Below are 19,743 nucleotides of genomic sequence, written 5' to 3'. Positions count from 1 at the left end.
ACGTCCCCGCATGCAAGAGTCTCCAGAAAAATTAGCCAGCCGTTTCGGCCTCCTGAAGGGCATCCTCCCGCTGAAACGCGCCTCGGCACTGCGCGATGTGTTTGCCGGCATCACGCTGGCGTCGATGGACATTCCACAGGTGCTCGGTTACGCGCGCATCGCCGGCATGCCGGCCGTGACCGGCCTGTACACGGTGTTTCTGCCGCTGCTGGCGTTTGCGTTCTTCGGCGCATCGCGTCATCTGGTGGTGGCCGCCGACTCCGCCACCGCCACCATTTTCGCCAGCAAGCTCTCCACCATGGCGCCGATCGCGAGCGGCGAATACGTCGCGCTGGCGGGCATGGTCGCGTTGCTGACCGCGATCCTGCTGCTCGTGGCCCGGGTGTTCAAGCTCGGCTTCCTCGCCGACTTCCTGTCGCGCACCGTGCTGGTCGGCTTTCTGGCCGGCGTGGGCGTGCAGGTGGGCATCGCCATGCTGGGCGACATGCTGGGCGTTGCCGTGTCTTCGCCGCACAGCACCGAACAGCTGGCGCAGGTCGTGGCGCACCTGGGGCAGGTCAGTCTGCCGACGCTCGCGGTTTCGTCGATCGTGGTCGGGAGCATTCTCGGCGCGAAGCGTTTCCTGCCGCGCCTGCCGGTGCCGTTGCTGGCCGTAGTGGGGGGCATCGCTGCTAGCGACCTCTACCAGTTTTCCGCGCATGGCATTGCGATCCTCGGTCCCGTCGCCGGTGGCCTGCCGCCCTTGCGGCTGCCGCATGCGAGCTGGCGCCAGACCCTCGATCTGCTGCCCGTGGCGGCTTCCTGCTTCGTGATGATCGTGGCGCAAAGCGCGGCCGCCGGACGCGTGTTCGCGCAGCGTTACCACGAAGAGGTCGATCTGAACGCCGACATTCTCGGCCTCGCCGCCGCGAATGCGGTGGCGTCCGTCTCGGGTGCCTTTGTCGTCAACGGCAGCCCGACCCAGACCGCCATGGCCGATCGCGCCGGCACGCGCAGTCAGTTGGGACAAGTGGCATTTGCTGGTGTGGTGGTCGTGGTGCTGCTGTTTTTCAGCCGCTATCTGCAATACCTGCCGCACTGCGTGCTGGCCGGCATTGTGTTCACCATTGCGATTGGGCTGATCAATGTGCAAAGCCTGCAGGCGATCCGGCGCGAGAGTCCCGGGGAATTTACGCTTGCTCTCGTCACTGCGACGGCGGTGGTGGTGCTGGGCGTCGAACATGGGATTCTGATTGCGGTGGCGCTGTCGCTGCTGCGGCATGTGCGTCACAGCTACCGGCCGCATACGATGATGCTGGTGCCCGGCGCCGACGGACGCTGGCAGCCGGTGCCCACGAAACCTGGCACGCAGACGGCGCCTGGGCTGATCGTCTACCGTTTTGGTGCCGACCTGTTCTATGCCAACGACCATTTCTTCGTCGAAGATGTGCGCCAGTTGATCGATCGCGCGCCGAGCCCGATCGGCACCTTCATCGTCGATGCCAGCGCGATCACGGATCTGGACTATTCGGCGGCGCGTTCGCTGACCGATCTGCTCGAACTGTTGACGCAGCGCAACGTCACGGTGGTGTTTGCGCGGGTGAACCGCTATCTGCGCTCCGACATGGACCGGCATGGCATTACCCAGGTCGTCAAGGCGTCATGCATCTTCAGCACCTTGCATGAGGCATTGGCTGCGGTGGGCGTACCGGCGAATCCGCGAACGCAGGGCGCGATCTAACCAGAACGGCGGCGATCGGCGCGTCATGGAAAACGCCACTGGGTCATGCGGACGACTAACTGTCCGTATCGTCAGTCTGCTCGTGTGCCGGATCGAAGATCCGGCTACGCGCTGCCAGAAAACACAGGGCCGCCGCCGCGGTGCATAACACCGCCACCGTGTACGCAAGCGGTTTGCCCTGCCAGAGACCGTCGAACCATTGATGAAGCTCGGCCATCACGACCTCGGCGTTACCGCCGATGCGTTGCAGTTCGAGAATGTAACGCGGGTCGTTGGCGACACCATAGGTCAGTTCCGCACTGTCCTCGCCCGGCGCGGTGACATAAATGACGGCTGCGCCGATCAACCCTGCGACGAGAATGACGACACTCGCCAGATACAAACGAATCTGCCATGGTGAGTGCCGTTGCGGCGCCTCCTGTGATTCCTCACGGCTCATGCGGTGTCCCGTTACTGTGCGTGGATGCGAGCAATGACCGTCACAGTAGCGCAAAGCGCCGCGGCCCTGACCTTCGACGCATGCCGGACTAGTTACGCGAGGTCAGCAGTTTGACGCCGGCCACGCTGAACACGACGGCCAGCGAGCCGTCCAGCCAGCGCCGGATCGAGGCATAGATGCGGCGTGCGGTCTCAGTCGAAAACAGCACGGCGTAACTGGTGAATACGAACACACCGATGCCCATACAGCCAAGCACGACCGGTGCAGTGTGCGAAGCGCCACCGGTTGCCGGGACGGCCAGCGAGACGATCGACAGCCAGACCAGAATCGCCTTGGGGTTGGTGAGATGCAGCAGCAGGCCGCGCACGTAGAGCCGCTGCGAGGAGTCGGGTGCGCGCGTGGTGCTGGCGAGCGACATCTGCGGCGTGAGCGCCGAGCGGGCCGATTTCCACGCCAGCCAGAGCAGATAGAGACCGCCCACGAGGCGGATTGCCACCAGCAGTTGCGAGTAGCTGGCAAGCACCGCAGACAGCCCGAGCGAAGCGAGCAGCGCCCACGAGAACGAACCCGACATCACGCCGAGCGCGAAGGCGAATGCCGCTTTTCTGCCCGATCCCATGGCGAGGGACATGATGGCGAGATTACTCGGGCCGGGGCTCGCGCTGCCGATGAAATAGGCGGCGTAGGCAAGCAGGACGTTGGCCGACAGGAAGGCGCTGGCAGTCATGGAACGGGGTTTCCAGAGGCGAATGAGGGAGGGTGTGACGGGATCGGTCGTCAGTGCCCAACCTGCGGGTGGGCAAAGCTATTCTGCCTGATGGCAGGGGGGGCTTACAGATACAGTTCGCGTGCGGCGCAGCAGGACAGTCCACGCGTGGGCATGCGCAAGCGCGCCTGACTGGAAGCGCAGTGGTGCTCCCAAACTCCGTTGCGACAGTCGCGTGACTCAAGCTTTGGGTATCCTGCCGCGACTCTCGGTCGCGCGCAGAAAATCGAAATCGACGCCCTGATCCGCCTGCGTGACGGTCTGCAAAAACAGCTTCAGATAGCCGCGATCGGCGCTCGGCACGCTGACCGGCTGCTCGCGGGCTCGCTGGGCGAGGACCTCATCCGCTACCAGCAGGCTGATCTGCCGTTGCGCGACGCTCAGGCGGATCGAGTCGCCATTGCGCACATAGGCCAACGGGCCGCCCATCGCGGCTTCAGGCGTGACGTGCAGCACGATGGTGCCGAACGCCGTCCCGCTCATGCGGCCATCGGAGATGCGCACCATGTCCTTCACGCCGGCGCGGGCGAGCTTCTTCGGAATCGGAATGTAGCCCGCTTCGGGCATGCCCGGCGCACCTTTAGGGCCGATGTTCTTCAGCACGAGGATGTCGTCGGCGGTGACGTCCAGATCATCGGCGTCGATGCGGCGCGCGAGGTCCTCGGCGTTTTCGAATACCACCGCGCGGCCGGTGTGCTCCATCAGTTTCGCGTCCGCTGCGGACTGCTTGATGATCGCGCCGCCCGGCGCGAGGTTGCCTTGCAGCACGGCGATGCCGCCTTGCGGGTAGATCGGCTGGTCGAGCGGACGCACGACGTCCTGCGTAAAACCGGGGCCCGCCGCGTCGATCTCCTCGCCCAGCGTGCGGCCGGTGACGGTTAGCGCGTCGAGATGCAACAGCGGCTTCAGCTCACGCAGCAAGGTGGCCATGCCGCCTGCCTGGTGGAAGTCCTCCATGTAGTGCTGGCCGGACGGTTTCAGATCGAGCAGCACGGGCGTTTCGCGGCCCATGCGGTCGAGCGCCTGCAGATCCACCTCGAAGCCGAGCCGCCCGGCGATGGCGCTCAGATGCACGATGCCGTTCGTCGAGCCGCCGATCGCCAGCAGCACGCGCATCGCGTTCTCGAACGCCTTGGCGGTCAGCACCTGATCGACGGTGAGGCGCGCATGCGCGATCTGCACGGCCTGGGTGCCGGTCAGTTCGGCGATGCGTATGCGCTCCGCGGTGACCGCGGGCGGTGAGGCGCCGCCCGGCACGGTCATGCCGAGGGCTTCGGCGAGACAGGCCATCGTGCTCGCGGTGCCCATCACCGAGCAGGTGCCCACGCTGGCAACGAGTTGATTGTTGACCGCGGCGACTTCCTGCTCGTCGATTTCCTCGGCACGAAAGCGGCCCCAGTAGCGGCGGCAATCGGTGCAGGCGCCGACCCGTTCGGCGCGATGCGAGCCGGTCAGCATCGCGCCGGTGATCAACTGGATGGCGGGAATGCCCGCCGATGCAGCCCCCATCAGTTGCGCGGGCACCGTCTTGTCGCAACCGCCGATCAGCACGACCGCGTCCATAGGTTGCGCGCGAATCATCTCCTCGGTGTCGATCGACATCAGGTTGCGCAGATACATGCTGGTCGGCTGCGAAAACGATTCGTGGATCGAGATGGTCGGAAAGTCCATGGGCAAACCGCCCGCCAGCATCACGCCGCGCTTCACCGCTTCGATCAGCTGCGGCGCATTGCCGTGACAGGGGTTGTAGGCGCTACCGGTATTCACGATGCCGATCACGGGCCGCTCCAGCGCCGCATCCGTGTAACCCGCGCCTTTGATGAACGCCTTGCGCAGAAACAGCGAAAAGCCGCTGTCGCCGTAATGGGTCAAGCCTTTGCGCAGACCGGTGGGCGTGTCGCCGGGCGGCGGGGAGGCGGGCTTGTCGGTCATGGGCTGGGCTCGAAAGGGGGAAGGGGCGGTGCACGATTTGCGTAAGCTGCCGTCCATGCCGGAGCGGCAGCGAGCAGAGCGCGCTATCTTCAGACGCAAACAGCATTGTGCGCCGGATGCCAAACAGATTGCCAGGCGCATCCTTCCGGCCAGATTGGATTACAGTAACCTTCCTGACAGTTTTGCCATTTTGGCGCCATGCAGACGTTGGTGCCAAGCAATTAGCATAGCCTTTAGCTTAACCGTGGCACGGGGTCGCTTGCGGGGGCTGACCTGTCGGCACGGTTGTCGGTGCGGCTCTCAGGTGCGGTATGGCGTTCGCTCACGGGGCGCGACGTGTCGTCGATCCGTTGCGCGATTCGCCCGGCGGTCGTGCTGCGCCGTCGTCAACGTCGATCGGGCGCGAACGTGACGTGTACGTTGGGCCGCGGCGACTTCTCATCCTTTCCAGCATTCTTTCGGGCGCGTTTCAATGTGGATTGTCAACGTTGCGCTAAAGCGGCCATACACGTTCATCGTGATGGCTATTCTGATCCTGCTGGCGACGCCATTTGTCCTGCTGACGACGCCGGTCGACGTGCTGCCGGAAATCAATATTCCAGTCGTCAGCATCATCTGGAGCTACACGGGTCTGTCGGCCGAGGATATGGCCAACCGCATCACCTCCGTCAATGAGCGCAGTCTCACCACGACGGTCAACGACATCGAGCACATCGAGTCGCAGTCTCTCGCCGGTATCACGGTCATCAAGCTGTTCCTGCAGCCGAACGCCAACATTCAGACCGCGATTGCGCAGACGGTCGCGGTCGAACAGGCGCAGTTGAAACAGATGCCGCCAGGGGCCACGCCGCCGCTGGTCATCAGTTACTCGGCCTCCAGTATTCCGGTGATCCAGCTAGGGCTGTCCAGTCCCAAGGAATCCGAGCAGGATCTCAACGACACTGCGCTCAATTTCCTGCGCCCGCAGCTGGTGACGATCCCAGGCGCCGCGGTGCCGTATCCATACGGCGGTAAATCACGGCTGGTGTCGGTCGACCTCGACACCCGCGCCTTGCTGGCAAAAGGCATGACGCCGGCCGACGTGGTGAACGCGTTCGACGCGCAGAACCTGATTCTGCCGACCGGCACGGCCAAGATCGGGCCCAAGGAATACACCGTCAACATGAACGGCTCGCCCGCCACGATTGCAGGTCTCAACGATATGCCGGTGCGCACGCTCAATGGCGCAACCACCTATCTGCGCGAGGTCGCGCACGTGCGCGACGGCTACTCTCCTCAGACCAATGTGGTGCGCCAGGACGGCCATCGCGGCGTGCTGATGTCGGTGCTCAAGACCGGTAGCGCGTCGACCCTGGCGATCGTCGATACCCTGAAGGCGTTGCTGCCGGGCGCCCGCGCCGCGTTACCGCCTGATATCGACGTCAAGGCGCTGTTCGATCAATCGGTGTTCGTGAAGGCGGCGGTGCAGGGCGTAGTGCGCGAGGCACTGGTCGCGGCCGCGCTGACCGCGGCCATGATCCTGCTGTTTCTCGGCAACTGGCGCAGCACCTGCATTATCGCGGTGTCGATTCCGCTGTCGATTCTCACCTCGCTGATCGTGCTGCATGCGTTAGGTCAGACAATCAACATCATGACGCTGGGCGGGCTCGCACTTGCGGTCGGGATTCTGGTGGACGACGCCACCGTGACCATCGAGAACATCGAGCGGCACCTGCATATGGGCACGGACCTGCACGAAGCGATTCTCGAAGGCGCCGGCGAAATCGCGGTGCCTGCGCTCGTCTCCACGCTCTGTATCTGTATCGTGTTCGTGCCGATGTTCTTCCTGACCGGCGTGGCGAAATACCTGTTCGTGCCGCTCGCCGAAGCGGTGGTGTTCGCCATGATCGCCTCGTACATCCTCTCGCGTACGCTGGTGCCGACGCTCGCCATGCTGTTGATGGGTCACGCGCACAAGCCGAAAGAGGGCAGCAAGCCGAATCTGTTCATGCGGCTCTATCATCGCTTCGACGCGGGTTTCGAGCGCATGCGGGCGGCGTATATCGTCATCCTGAGCAGTGTGCTGGTGCGGCGCGGCCGGTTCGGCACGATGTTCCTGGGATTCTGCGTGCTGTCGATGGGACTCGTGTTCGTACTCGGCGAAGATTTCTTCCCGGCGGTCGACGCCGGCGATATCCGCCTGCACATGCGTGCGCCCACCGGTACGCGGATCGAAGAAACCGCGCGTCTTGCCGATGAGGTGGAAAAGGTCGTGCGTGAAGTGGTGCCGCAGAAGGAACTGGTGACGATTCTGGACAACCTGGGGTTGCCGTATAGCGGTATCAATCTATCCTATAGCAATTCCGGCACGATCGGCACGCTGGACGGTGAGATTCAGGTGGCGCTTAACAAGGATCACAAACCGACCCAGGGCTACGTCGACAAGCTGCGCACGCTCCTGCCGCAGCGCTTTCCGGGCGTGGAATTTTTCTTCCAGCCCGCCGACATCGTGACGCAGATCCTGAACTTCGGCTTGCCGGCGGCGATCGACGTGCAGGTGGTCGGCAACGACCAGCAAGGCAACTTCGACGTGGCGCGCAAGCTCTACAAGCAGGTGAGGCTGATCCCGGGCACGGTGGATACGCACATCCAGCAGCTGGTCGACGAGCCGGTGATCAATCTCGACATGGATCGCACCCGCCTGCAGCAACTGAATCTCAACGCCAACAACGTGGCGCAGAACGTGCTGATCTCGCTATCGGGCAGCACACAGACGTCGCCTAGCTTCTGGTTCAACAACAAGAACGGGGTGGAATATAGCGTCGCGATACAGACGCCCCAATACGACATCTCGTCGATCGACCAGTTGTTGCGCACGCCGGTTTCGGCGACGGCCAATGGGCCGACGCAACTGCTCGGCAACCTGGTGCGCGTGGGGGCGCAAACCCAGTTCGCGCTGGTTTCGCACTACAACATCCGGCCGGTGATCGACGTGTATGTAAGCGTTGAAAAACGCGACCTGGGCAGCGTGGCGGCGCAGGTGAACAAGCTGGTAGACCAGGCACGCGCGACGTTGCCGCGCGGCAGCCAGATCGTCGTGCGTGGTCAGGTGCAGACCATGCGCACGTCGTTCTTCGGTTTGGGCGTAGGCGTCGCGATGGCCATCGTGCTGGTGTATCTGCTGATCGTGGTGAATTTCCAGTCGTGGGTCGACCCGCTGATCATCATTAGCGCGTTGCCGGCGGCGCTGGCCGGGATCATGTGGATGCTGTTCCTCACCGGCACGCATCTCAGCGTGCCGGCGTTGACCGGCGCCATCATGACCATGGGCGTGGCCACCGCGAACAGTATTCTGATGGTGTCGTTCGCGCGGCAGCGTCTCTCCGCCGGTTCGCCGCCGTTGGCCGCGGCGCTCGAAGCCGGTGCGAGCCGGATCCGCCCGGTGCTGATGACCGCCTTCGCGATGATCATCGGCATGATCCCGATGGCGCTCGGTCTCGGTGAGGGCGCGGAGCAGAATGCGCCGCTGGGGCGCGCGGTAATCGGCGGCCTGCTGTTTGCCACGATTTCGACGCTCTTTTTTGTGCCGCTGGTTTTTGCGGCGATTCATACGCGCCTCGCTCGCCGTAACGGTGGTGCGCATGGCGAGCAGGGCCCCGACGACGGCGCAGGCGCCGGCGATGGCAAGCACGCGTAACGTTAAATGACGGCTGACTGAGATGACCGAAAAAACCCATGCTTCGCTAGCAATCCCCGCGCGGGACACTGAGAACGGACACGCGTTGCCACCCCGTAACCAGGAATGGAAGCGCGCCAAGATTGCCATCTGGATCGTGCTGGCGTTGCTCGCGATCGGCGCCTTGCGCACCGTCGTGGCGGACATTTTGCAAAACCGTTCGGTGGCCGAATCGACCCAGCAAAACGCGTTGCAATATGTGAACGTGGTCACCCCGAAGCAGGCCGATGGCAGCGGCAATACGCTGTTGCCAGGCACACTGCGTGGTTATGTCGAATCGCCGATCTTTGCGCGCGCCACGGGTTACCTGCTGCACTGGTATGTCGATATCGGCGCGCATGTGAAGGCGGGGCAATTGCTGGCCGATCTCGACACGCCAGAAATCGACCAGGAACTGCAGCAGGCCAAGGCGCAGCGCGACCAGATCGAGTCGAGCCTCGGGCTGGCGAAGAGTTCGTACGAGCGCTGGCAGCAACTGCGCCAACGCGACGCGGTCTCGCAACAGGAACTGGATGAACGGCAGAGCACCTATACGCAGGACGTGGCGAATCTCGCCGCTGCCGATGCCAACGTGCGGCGCCTGAACCAGCTTGAATCGTTCAAACGCATCGTCGCGCCATTCGAAGGGGTGGTGACGCAGCGTAACGTGGACGTCGGCGACCTGATCGACGCCGGCAGCGGCACGAGCCGTGCGTTGTTCGCGCTGGCGCAGTCCGATCCGCTGCGCGTCTACGTGCAACTGCCGCAGGCGTATGCGCAGAACGTCAAGGTGGGGCAGCAGGTGGTCGTGACCCAGGCCGAATTGCCGGGCAAGCAGTTCCACGGCACCATCGAAAACATTGCCGGCGCGATCGATGTGCCGACCCGTTCGCTGCAGATCGAAGTGCGGCTGCCGAATGCCGACGGCGCGCTGCGCCCGGGTGCGTATGTCCAGGTCGCGGTCCCCGCGACGACCCATGCCAACATCATCGTGCCCGGCAATGCGCTGATTTTCCGGGCGCAAGGCACGCAGATGGCCGTGGTCGACAACAACGGCGTTGTGCATTTGCGCAAGGTGGTGATTGCGCAGGATCTCGGCAATACGCTCGAAATCGAAAGCGGCATCGAGGCGAGCGACAAGGTCATCATCAATCCGAGCGATTCGATTGCCGATGGCGATCACGTGCAGGTCGAACAACCGTCGAAGACCAGCAAGGGGGCGGCGTGATGCGCGTGTCGCCGAACGCTGCGCTGCGCACGGTGGCTGCGGCTGTGGGTGCCGCTGCGGGTGCCGCGTTACTGGCCGCCTGTACCGTGGGCCCCGATTACCAGCAGCCGCATGCCGATGCGCCGCCCGAATGGCGCACCGATTCCTACTGGCATGTGGCGCAGCCGTCGCATGCGCCGATCGCGCCCACCTGGTGGCTGAGCTTTAGCGACGCGACGCTCAGCACGCTGGAGGGCCAGGCGCTCGACCAGAACCAGACGCTCGCCGCGGCAGTGGCGCATTACGAGCAGGCCAAGGCGACGCTCGCGAATACCTCGGCGCAACGGATCCCCGAAGTCGATGTGGGCGGCACGGGCGAGCGCTTCAAGATTTCGAAGGACCGGCCGCTCACCTCATATGGCACGCCGAACCAGAGCACCGTGCAAAACGGCGTGATCGTCGGTCCGTCGATCAATTGGGACACCGATCTGTTCGGCCGGATCCGCCGTGAAGTGGAAGGGGCCAAGGCGTCGGCCGAGCAATCGGCCGACGATCTCGCCAACGCCCGGCTCGTGTTGACCACCGATCTCGCGAGCGACTACTTCTCGCTGCGCGAACTCGATGCCGAGATCGACGTGTTGAACCAGTCGGTCGTCCTGCAGCAGAAGGCGCTCGACTACGTCACCTCGGAACATGATCTGGGCTCGGTGTCGGGGCTCGACGTGCTGCAGCAGAAGTCGGAACTGGATTCGACGAAGGTGCAGGCGCAACTGCTGCTGGTACAGCGCGCGCAATTCGAACATGCCATCGCTGCGCTGGTTGGCGTACCCGCACCGCAATTCGTCATCGAGCCGAAGGTCGTCACTACCGCGGTGCCGTCGATTCCGTTGGGTGTGCCAAGCGATGTGCTGCAGCGGCGTCCGGACGTGGCATCCGCGGAACGCTCGATGGCCGCGGCGAATGCGCAGATCGGCGTCGCCAGGGCGGCGTTCTTTCCGACTCTGACGCTCACGCCGAGCATTGGCTGGCAGAGCACCAACTTCGCCGACCTGCTGAGCGCGCCCAGTCTGATGTGGACGCTCGGCGCCGCGGTCTCGCAGGTGGTGTTCGACGGCGGCCGCCGGTCGGCCAACGTCAAGTTCGCGAGCGAAGGGTACCAGGCGGCCGAGGCCAATTATCGCCAGACGGTGCTCACCGCATTCCAGCAGGTGCAGGACGGCGTGACCGGACTGTCCGTGCTGGATGGCGCGGCCAAGCAGTCGCATCAGGCGGTGGTCGATTCGCAGAGCTTGCTGTCGCTTGCCAACGATCGTTATTCCGGCGGCCTCGTCGCATATCTGGACGTGATTACCGCCCAGCAGACATTGCTCACGAGCGAGCGCCAGGATGTGCAGATTCACGGCCAGCAGATGACGATGTCGGTCTCGCTGGTCAAGGCGCTGGGGGGCGGCTGGGATGTCAGCGCCCCAGCTGAAGAGAAACAGCAGGCCATGAATCAGTCGAACTGAGTTTCACCTGTTGACCTTGGGAGGACGTGTGCGGCTGGCAGACGGCAAAACGAGGCGTTTCGTATAATGTAAGGAATCAGGGGGCGTACATGAAACTGCTCATCGTCGAAGATGAACACAAGGTGGTGGACTACCTGCGCTCGGGATTGACAGAGCAAGGCTGGGTGGTCGACATCGCACTCGACGGCGAGGAAGGCATGCATCTGGCCACGGAATTCGACTACGACGTGATCGTCCTCGACGTGATGCTGCCCAAACGCGACGGCTTCAGCGTGCTCAAGGCGCTGCGCATGCGCAAATCCACGCCGGTCATCATGCTGACCGCGCGCGATCACATCAACGACCGGGTGCGCGGCCTGCGCGAAGGCGCGGACGATTATCTGACCAAGCCGTTCTCGTTCCTTGAACTGGTGGAGCGGCTGCATGCCCTCGCGCGCCGCACCCGTTCGCAGGAATCGACGCTGATTTCCGTAGGCGATCTGTTCGTCGATCTGATCGGCCGCCGTGCCTCGCGCGACGGTGTGCGCCTCGATCTCACCGCCAAGGAATTCCAGTTGCTGAGTGTGCTGGCGCGCCGCCAGGGCGACATTCTGTCGAAGACGGCGATTACCGAGCTGGTCTGGGACGTGAACTTCGACAGTCACACGAACGTGGTCGAAACCGCGATCAAACGGTTGCGCGCCAAGCTGGACGGTCCGTTTCGCACCAAGCTGCTGCATACGGTGCGCGGCATGGGCTATGTACTCGAAGTCCGTGAGGAGGCGGAACTGTCATGAACCGCTCGATTGCCCGCCGGCTGGCGATGATGTTCGCACTCGTCGCCTTGTCGGTCTTTACACTGGTCGGCACGGGACTGTTTCTCGTGATGCGCGTGCAACTGAACCATCACCTGCGCGAGTCGCTCGACGACCGCCTGGAGATTGCCAAGATCATCGTGTATCACTCGGTCACGGCGGAAAAGTGGCACATGGCGCGCGAGAAATTGACCGACATGTCGCCGCGCGACGGCACCACGGCTTATTCCGTTTCCAGCGCCGACCCGGCTTTCCATTATGGTCAGGCGGTTCAGGGACGGGTGACGGATAGCTGGGCGGGCGGCTATGTGCGCGTGGAACCTGAGGAAGGCGGCCAGGCCATGCTCACGCGCACGGTCTCGATCCCGGCAAGCGGCGTGCGGCCCACGGTGCAACTGCAAGTCGCGGCCAGTTGTCAGCCGAACGTGCGGACCATGCGGGCGTTCGGCGCGGCGCTCGCGGCGCTGTCGGCGCTGGGCAGTCTGGCGGTGCTGCTGTTGAGCTATTCGGTCACGCGCCTCGGACTCGCGCCGCTCAGGCGTCTGACCAAAGATGCTTCCGAGGTCAGTCCGAACAATCGCTCGCAGCGCCTGAATACCGCTTCCCTGCCGCTCGAACTGAACGATCTCGCGCATTCCTTCAACGGCGCGCTGGAACGGCTCGACGGCGCCTATGGCCGGCTCGAATCGTTCAATGCCGACGTGGCGCACGAGTTGCGCACACCGGTGACGATCCTGATCGGCCAGACCGAGGTTGCGCTGACGCGTAACCGCTCGGTCGACGATCTGCGCCATACGTTGCAATCGAATCTGGAAGAGTTCGAACGCATGCGCGCGATCATCAACGACATGCTGTTTCTCGCCCGTGCCGATCAGGGCGAGCGTGCCACAGGGCTGGTGGAGGTTTCACTGGCGGTGGAAGTGGCCCGCACGCTGGAGTTTCTCGAGATTCCGTTCGAAGAGGCCCAGGTGCGCGCGGTGTCGCGCGGCGATGCGATGGCGCTCGTGAACCGCTCGCTGTTCGGCCGCGCCTGTACCAATCTGCTGATGAACGCGATCCAGCACTGCGCCTCTCACGACACGGTCAAGGTGACGATCGCGCGCGAGGAGGACAAGGTGCGCATTGCCGTCAGCAATCCCGGCACGCCGATCGATCCTTCGACGCTGGATCATCTGTTCGACCGCTTCTATCGGGCCGAAGCGTCACGCACCAATAGCCGCGAGAATCACGGCCTTGGGCTGGCGATCGTGAAGGCGATTGCCGAGATGCATCGCGGTGCGGTGTCGGTGGAAAGTGCGGGCGGAATCAATACCTTCGCGTTCTCGGTGGACGCGTCGCGTATCGAAGTGCCTGGCGTGCACGAAGCGGTGATGACGGTCGAGCGTAACGTGAATAGCGTCAATACCGTCAATACCGTCAGCAGCGTGAGCAGCACTAACACCGTGACAACCGAGCCGGCGCCGGCCGGGCGCATGTCCATGTGACATGCTCACGGTGGCGGGCAGCTCGCAAACCCGCCACCGAAGTAACCCGCAGACGCGCTACCTCACTTTCCTGTTGCTACGTGTTCGCGCGCCAAACCGCTCAGCGCGCGCGGCGTTCGCGCGCCGCTTTCGCCAGCGCATCGAGCACCGGCTCGGTCTGCACCCAGCTCAGGCAGGCGTCGGTGATCGACACGCCGCATCGCAGCGGCACGCCGGGCGTCAGATCCTGACGGCCTTCCTCGAGATTGCTCTCGATCATCACGCCCATGATGCGGTTTTCGCCCGCCGCGAGTTGCTGCGCCAGATCCTGCGCCACGTCGATCTGACGCAGGTGCGACTTGTTCGAATTGGCGTGCGAGCAGTCGACCATGACCTGCTCGCGCAGACCCGCCGCGCGCAGGACCGCACAGCATGCTTCGACCGATGCGCTGTCGTAGTTCGGCCCTTTCTTGCCGCCACGCAGGATGACGTGGGCATCGTCGTTGCCGCGCGTTTCGAAGATCGCCGCCATGCCCATCTTGGTCATGCCCATGAACGCGTGGCTTGCGCCCGCGGCGACGATCGCGTCCGAGGCGATCTGCACGCCGCCGTCCGTGCCGTTCTTGAAGCCGATCGGGCAGCTCAGGCCCGAAGCGAGCTGGCGATGGCTCGGGCTTTCCGTGGTGCGCGCGCCGATGGCACCCCAAGCCACCAGGTCCGCAATATATTGCGGGCTCAGCAGATCGAGGAACTCGGTGGCCGTGGGTAAACCTAGGGCGCTGATGTCCAGCAGCAGTTGCCGAGCGCGGCGTAGGCCCTCGTTGATGCGGAAACTGCCGTCGAGCCGCGGATCGTTGATATAGCCCTTCCAGCCCACGGTGGTGCGCGGTTTTTCGAAGTACACGCGCATGACGATCAGCAGGTCTTCCTGCAAGGCGTCGGCGGCAAGCTTGAGGCGGCGCGCGTAGTCGAGCGCCTGGTCGTGATCGTGAATCGAACACGGGCCGACCACCACCACCAGCCGGTCGTCGCGTCCGTGCAGGATGTCGGCAATGGCCGCGCGGCTTTGCTCGACCAGCGTCTGCACCCGTGCCGGGACCGGCAGTTCATCCTGCAGCAGGGCCGGCGAGATGAGCGGGCGTACCGCGCCGATCCGCACGTCGTCGATACGGGTCGTGTCCTGGGTGGCGTCGGCAACGCCGACTTCCTGGTCATGTAAAGGATTGTCGATGGCGCTCAAAATGCTCTCCTGGGTGCGCGGTTTCAGCCCTCGATTATCGCACTTGCCGCGCAGACGGCCGGTTAACCCGGCGACAGGATCTTTTTGAAAAAAGTACTATGGTGCCGCCCGGACTTCAGGATCGCGATAGCGGACCCACCATGACACATCTGATGAAAGCGCTGTTCAGCGAAAGCAACGGTCCGCTGCGGCGCAAAATCGTCGGGCTTTACGCGTCTCTGCTGTTGTTCAACGTGACGGCATGGGCGTGGGCATTCAGCGCGTTTCACCGTTTCCCGTTACTGATGGGGACGAGCCTGCTCGCCTATTCGTTCGGTTTGCGGCATGCGGTGGACGCCGATCACATCGCCGCCATCGACAACGTGACGCGCAAGCTGATGCAAAGCGGCAAGCGACCAGTGAGCGTCGGGCTGATGTTTTCGCTGGGTCATTCCACGATCGTGGTGCTCGCTTCGGCGGGCATTGCTGCTACCGCTTTGACGCTGCAGCACCGGATGGACGGTTTGAAGGAAGTCGGCGCGGTGGTCGGCACGATCGTGTCGACGCTCTTTCTGTTCGCGATTGCGCTGATGAACCTCGTGATCCTGCGCAGCGTGATGCACGCGTTTCGCCGCGTGCGCAACGGCGAGCCTTATGTGGACGAGGACTTCGACATGCTGCTCGCGAGCCGTGGCTTTCTCGCGCGTCTGTTCCGGCCGCTGTTCGGTCTGATTACCCAAAGCTGGCATATGTACCTGCTGGGCTTTCTGTTCGGTCTCGGCTTCGACACAGCGACGGAAATTGGCGTGCTGGGGATTTCGGCTGCTAGCGCGGCGCAAGGTCTGCCGATCTGGTCGATCCTCGTGTTTCCCGCGCTGTTCACGGCGGGCATGACGCTGGTCGACTCCACCGACAGCATTCTGATGCTGGGCGCTTATGGATGGGCCTTCGTCAAACCCATCCGCAAGCTCTACTACAACATCACGATCACCACGATCTCCGTGCTGGTGGCGCTGCTGGTGGGCGGTATCGAGGGGCTTGGGCTGATTGGCGGCCAGTTGCATCTGTCCGGGGCGTTCTGGGGCATCATCGGCAGCCTGAACGACAACTTCGGCCTGATCGGCTACGTGATCGTCGGCGTGTTTATCGTGAGCTGGTTGCTCTCGGCCGCGATCTATCGGTGGAAGCGCTTTGAAGAGGTGGAGATCCGCGTCGAATCGCTCTGATCGGCGCCTGGCTGAGTGGGGCAGTGGTGGCTGAGCGCAGCGCCGCAGCGTTGCGTCACCGCATCACCGCAGCACCGCAGCACCGCAGCACCGCGGCACCGCAGCACCGCATCACTGTGTCACCGCAAGCGGCCTACCGCGTGCCGTTGCGCAGGAAATCGTGCTGCGCGGTCGCTTCGATACGGTTGCGGCCGCCCTGCTTGGCGCGGTAGAGCGCCTGATCGGCCGCTTCGATGATTTCCGCCGCGTCGGCTTGCGGCGATCCGAATACCGCCACCCCGACGCTGACGGTGACATAAAGCCCCGTCGAGCTTTCGTTGCGGATTTTCAGCGCGTGGACCGCCGCTTGCATGGTCGCAGCCACGACGCGTGCGCCTGCTTCGTCCGTGGCGGGCAGGATCGCCGCAAACTCTTCGCCGCCATAGCGCGCCAGCAGGTCGCCGCTGCGCGGCAAGGCCGATTGCAGGGCGAGCGCGATGGACACGAGGCAGCGGTCGCCGGCAGGATGCCCGTAGCGATCGTTGAGCAGCTTGAAGTAGTCGATATCGACCAGCAGCAGCGCCAGCGGCTGCCGGTTGCGGATGGCGTGATTCCATTCGAGCGCCAGCGCGTCGTCGAAGCGCCGGCGGTTGGCGGTGTTGGTCAGCGCGTCGGTGAGCGCCATCTGTTCGAGACGGTCGCGCGCCTCGTGCAATTCGCGTTGCACCCGCATATAGCGCCCTTGCAGCGTGGTCGCGCGGGTGGCGTAGACGACGAGGGCGGTAAAAATCCCCACCGTGCCGACATAAAAATGCTCGCGCATCACCCACATGCTCAGCGCCAGCAGCGCCACCGTATAGAAGATCGGGCTGACATTTTCGATGAACAGCGTGAGCGTCTGTTTGTCCTGCTGCTCTTCGACTCGGTTACGGAGCGGGCGCGGCGCCATGGTCGCGACGGCGAAGAACAGGAATGGAATATCGACGAGGGTATCCATGACGCCATGCCCGTCCGAGGTGGCGGCCCAATTGTTATACACGTAGGCCGACACCGCGTAGATCCACAGGTAGCTACAGAGCACCACGTAGAAGCGGCGTTCGCGTCCGCGTGGCTGGGCAAGCAGCCGGAGCGTCGCGGCGACGGCAAGGATGAAGTTCTCGGCGTTATACGTCAGAACCAGCGTCGACGCCGCGATCGGTGCGAGCGGGGTAGCGGAAAACGGCAGCACGGAAAAAATGCTGACGTAGGCGAGGAAGCCGGTCATCAGCGCCTGAGCCGCGTCCATCCAGACGAAAAACAGGATGCGCTGTTTCGCCGAAACGGACGAGATGGCGAGCAGTACCGGCACGCCATAGAGGAAGAATGAGAAATCGGAAAACCACGCGGCGCTGACGGGAATGTGCTGGAAGATATCCTCCCATGCGCTGAGGACAATGCCGCATGTCCACAGGCACATACCGGCGCCGAGCAGAATCCACGCCGAGCGCCATTCGCGCTCGTCGGCTCCGGCGCGCCAGCAGCAACTTGCAAAGGCCAGCGTGGGCGCCAGCAGCAGGAACGGATAGCTGGCGACCGCGGACGCTGCGCCGGATTTGAACACCAGCAGACTTATCACGTGCAGCGCAACGAACAGAACAGCCAATAGCACGAGAGAGTTCAGCTTGGGCGGGCGGCGCACAGTTTGATCCCGGAAGTAAAGAAGGTGAACGAAAGCCAGCAGAAAGGCATTCGCCGATTCAAGGGTTTTCTGACGGGTTTATGCCGGTAGTCCATGTAATCTGATCTACGGCAGATAAACTGATAACTTGAACGCCACGGGCTGAATGTGGTTTCGACTGATGGTTATCCCCTAGATTAAGTCACGTAATAATGGATTTGAAACGCATAGGTACACGCACTTCAGTTTGATCCGTAAGGAGGCCAATGCCTTGGAACCGGGTCATTCAGACATTGAGCCGCCGCTTTTCGGGCAGTGTCGCATCTTTTCCTTTAATCCGACAATCGCTCTTTCTCGAACAGGCGTTTAATCTTTCCCCGGAGATTGCGTCGTAGCGATAGTGGCACGGGTATTTTAGTGAAGGGAGCGGATTTACCGTTCCCGGCTTCAGGATATCGTGGATATCCCGTTCCTCGTGTAAATAGGGGTGGCGATATGGCGAAACAGTAACCCGAATCAAGCTGCCGCTTCGCGCCCTGATTTTCTTTCAACCTGTCAGGAGTCAATGGATGACTGATACCGATGGATTTACGCAGGCATTACAACCGGCCACGCTATTGGCTGACTCGCCCCGGCGCTTTCCGGGCGAAAGCCATACCTGAGTCCGCAACGGCGGCACCGTCACGCCGGCGGCCCGACCGGCGTAAGATACGCGTTCACGACACGGACGGCCTCCTCGGCGGGTAACGCTGGAGGCCGCTCTGTTCCCCTGGTTTCCGCTACGGACTTGCATCATGTTTCAGGTTTCCAACGCTTCATCGCAACTTTCCAAACCGGCTCAATACGAGGAACTGGTCGCCCAGGCGCGCGCGCTGCTCGCCGACGAGCCGGATCGGATCGCCAATGCGGCGAACTTCTCGTCGCTCGTATTCCATTCGCTGGAAGGGTTGAATTGGGCGGGCTTTTACTTTTTCGACGGCACCGAACTGGTGGTCGGCCCGTTTCAGGGCAAGCCTGCTTGCGTGCGCATCGCGCTCGGCAAGGGCGTGTGCGGAACCGCGGCGCACACCCGTGCCACCCAGGTGGTGCGCGACGTGCATGAGTTTGCAGGACATATCGCTTGCGATTCGGCTTCGCAATCGGAAGTCGTGGTGCCGTTGATCGCCGCTGACGGGACGCTGATCGGCGTGTGGGACGTCGACAGTCCGCTGCTCGCGCGCTTCGACGACGAAGACGCCAAGGGCATGGAAGCGTTATGCCGGGTGTTCGTCGAACTCGCGTGGTCGCGTGCCGCTGCGAAGTAATTGAACAGAAAGAGGTGAGCTTTGAATAGCAGCGCGACACAGGCGGTCGGCAAGGACTTTTCCGCCGACTCGATGCAGCACGCACGGGTGATGACGTGGAAGGTGGTTGATGAAGTCGCGAAGCAGATCCGGCCGGGCATGCGCGAATCGGAAGCCAACGCCATCTGCAAGACCGTGCTGCACGAACTGGGCATGGAACGTATCTGGCATCCGATCCTGATCCGCTTTGGCGAAAACACGCTGAAGAAGTTCAACGAGCGCTCCGACGGCGATCCGCAACTCGCCGAAAACGATATTTTCTTCGTGGATCTCGGCGTCGTCTGGGATCATCACGAGGGCGATGCCGGCGCCTCCTACGTGGTGGGCAACGACGCGGAGATGAAGGCCTGCGCCGAAGCGGTCAAAACGATCTTCGACGAAGTCGAGCATCACTGGCGTACCACCGGCGCCGGCGGCACAGCGCTCTACGAGTACGCCGCGCAACGCGCCGAGGCACTCGGCTGGCGTCTGAACGTGGATATCAAGGGGCATCGGGTGAGCGATTTCCCGCATGCGATCTACAAGGCCGGCAATCTGGGCGATTTCGACGAGCGGCCTGACGCTAGCCTGTGGATTCTGGAAATCCAGATCGCCCATCTCACCCGGCCGTTCGGCGCCTTCTACGAAGACCTGCTTGCGTGACACGCGGCGTGCGGCACGCGGCGCCACGCCGCGTGTCACGCACCTGCGCTATGCGAATCCCTACATAGACTAGATGCCCGGCGCGGGATGGGTTCGCCTGCCGCATCCCGCTATTGTTGTGTCCACGCAGTCCGATAACACCGCGGCTGCGACG

The 19,743-nt window shown here is 63.2% G+C and carries 14 protein-coding genes; 9 read left to right on the top strand and 5 right to left on the bottom strand.

The annotated features are described in order from the left end of the window. Positions 1-10: 10 nt before the first annotated feature. Positions 11-1,720, top strand: a complete 1,710-nt coding sequence (locus P3T43_RS06290) for a SulP family inorganic anion transporter (protein WP_429280196.1) — start codon at positions 11-13, stop codon at positions 1,718-1,720. A 55-nt stretch (positions 1,721-1,775) separates the two neighbouring features. Here the strand turns inward: P3T43_RS06290 and P3T43_RS06285 are convergent, their stop codons facing one another. The 3 genes from P3T43_RS06285 to P3T43_RS06275 all read right to left on the bottom strand — a co-directional run bounded on the left by P3T43_RS06285 (position 1,776) and on the right by P3T43_RS06275 (position 4,857). Then, positions 1,776-2,159 carry a hypothetical protein gene (locus P3T43_RS06285; RefSeq protein ID WP_429280195.1) on the bottom strand — a complete coding sequence of 128 codons (384 nt, stop codon included), beginning with the start codon at positions 2,157-2,159 and terminating at the stop codon, positions 1,776-1,778. Between the two features lie 88 nt (positions 2,160-2,247). Then, positions 2,248-2,886: a LysE family translocator gene (locus P3T43_RS06280; protein ID WP_429280194.1), complete on the bottom strand. Its 639-nt coding sequence runs from the start codon at positions 2,884-2,886 to the stop codon at positions 2,248-2,250. Positions 2,887-3,105: 219 nt separating this feature from the next. Next, positions 3,106-4,857, bottom strand: a complete 1,752-nt coding sequence (locus P3T43_RS06275; RefSeq protein ID WP_429280193.1) for an IlvD/Edd family dehydratase — start codon at positions 4,855-4,857, stop codon at positions 3,106-3,108. 472 nt (positions 4,858-5,329) lie between these two features. Between P3T43_RS06275 and P3T43_RS06270 the strand changes: the two genes are divergently transcribed. The 5 genes from P3T43_RS06270 to P3T43_RS06250 all read left to right on the top strand — a co-directional run bounded on the left by P3T43_RS06270 (position 5,330) and on the right by P3T43_RS06250 (position 13,544). Continuing rightward, on the top strand, positions 5,330-8,533 hold the full coding sequence (locus P3T43_RS06270; protein WP_429280192.1) for an efflux RND transporter permease subunit: 3,204 nt from the start codon (positions 5,330-5,332) through the stop codon (positions 8,531-8,533). Positions 8,534-8,555: 22 nt separating this feature from the next. Beyond that, positions 8,556-9,779, top strand: coding sequence for an efflux RND transporter periplasmic adaptor subunit (locus tag P3T43_RS06265; RefSeq protein WP_429280191.1), 1,224 nt, complete (start codon positions 8,556-8,558; stop codon positions 9,777-9,779). A 5-nt stretch (positions 9,780-9,784) separates the two neighbouring features. After that, positions 9,785-11,266 (top strand): efflux transporter outer membrane subunit, encoded by a 1,482-nt coding sequence (locus P3T43_RS06260; RefSeq protein WP_429280190.1) that lies wholly within the window; start codon positions 9,785-9,787, stop codon positions 11,264-11,266. A gap of 89 nt (positions 11,267-11,355) precedes the next feature. Continuing rightward, a complete protein-coding gene (locus P3T43_RS06255; RefSeq protein ID WP_429280189.1) occupies positions 11,356-12,042 on the top strand; it encodes a heavy metal response regulator transcription factor in 687 nt (228 codons plus the stop codon). Beyond that, positions 12,039-13,544: a heavy metal sensor histidine kinase gene (locus tag P3T43_RS06250; RefSeq protein ID WP_429280188.1), complete on the top strand. Its 1,506-nt coding sequence runs from the start codon at positions 12,039-12,041 to the stop codon at positions 13,542-13,544. The genes P3T43_RS06255 and P3T43_RS06250 overlap by 4 nt, the downstream gene beginning before the upstream one ends. A gap of 100 nt (positions 13,545-13,644) precedes the next feature. Here the strand turns inward: P3T43_RS06250 and P3T43_RS06245 are convergent, their stop codons facing one another. Further along, positions 13,645-14,763, bottom strand: coding sequence for a 3-deoxy-7-phosphoheptulonate synthase (locus tag P3T43_RS06245; protein WP_429280187.1), 1,119 nt, complete (start codon positions 14,761-14,763; stop codon positions 13,645-13,647). A gap of 140 nt (positions 14,764-14,903) precedes the next feature. On the opposite strand from P3T43_RS06245, the gene P3T43_RS06240 reads away from it, so the two are divergent. Continuing rightward, a complete protein-coding gene (locus tag P3T43_RS06240; RefSeq protein WP_429280186.1) occupies positions 14,904-15,968 on the top strand; it encodes a HoxN/HupN/NixA family nickel/cobalt transporter in 1,065 nt (354 codons plus the stop codon). Between the two features lie 133 nt (positions 15,969-16,101). On the opposite strand, the gene P3T43_RS06235 is transcribed toward P3T43_RS06240, so the two are convergent. Further along, the gene (locus tag P3T43_RS06235) at positions 16,102-17,625 is read right to left on the bottom strand and encodes a diguanylate cyclase (RefSeq protein WP_429280185.1); all 1,524 of its coding nucleotides are present in this window, start codon (positions 17,623-17,625) and stop codon (positions 16,102-16,104) included. A gap of 773 nt (positions 17,626-18,398) precedes the next feature. On the opposite strand from P3T43_RS06235, the gene P3T43_RS06230 reads away from it, so the two are divergent. Then, the gene (locus P3T43_RS06230; protein WP_429280184.1) at positions 18,399-18,908 is read left to right on the top strand and encodes a GAF domain-containing protein; all 510 of its coding nucleotides are present in this window, start codon (positions 18,399-18,401) and stop codon (positions 18,906-18,908) included. Between the two features lie 21 nt (positions 18,909-18,929). Then, the gene (locus P3T43_RS06225) at positions 18,930-19,589 is read left to right on the top strand and encodes a M24 family metallopeptidase (protein ID WP_429280183.1); all 660 of its coding nucleotides are present in this window, start codon (positions 18,930-18,932) and stop codon (positions 19,587-19,589) included. The last annotated feature ends 154 nt before the right edge of the window (positions 19,590-19,743 follow it).

Source organism: Paraburkholderia sp. GAS41, from assembly GCF_050436545.1.
Lineage (GTDB): Bacteria > Pseudomonadota > Gammaproteobacteria > Burkholderiales > Burkholderiaceae > Paraburkholderia.
Note: the sequence above shows the minus strand (reverse complement) of the source record. Positions and strands in the feature narration are given on the sequence as shown.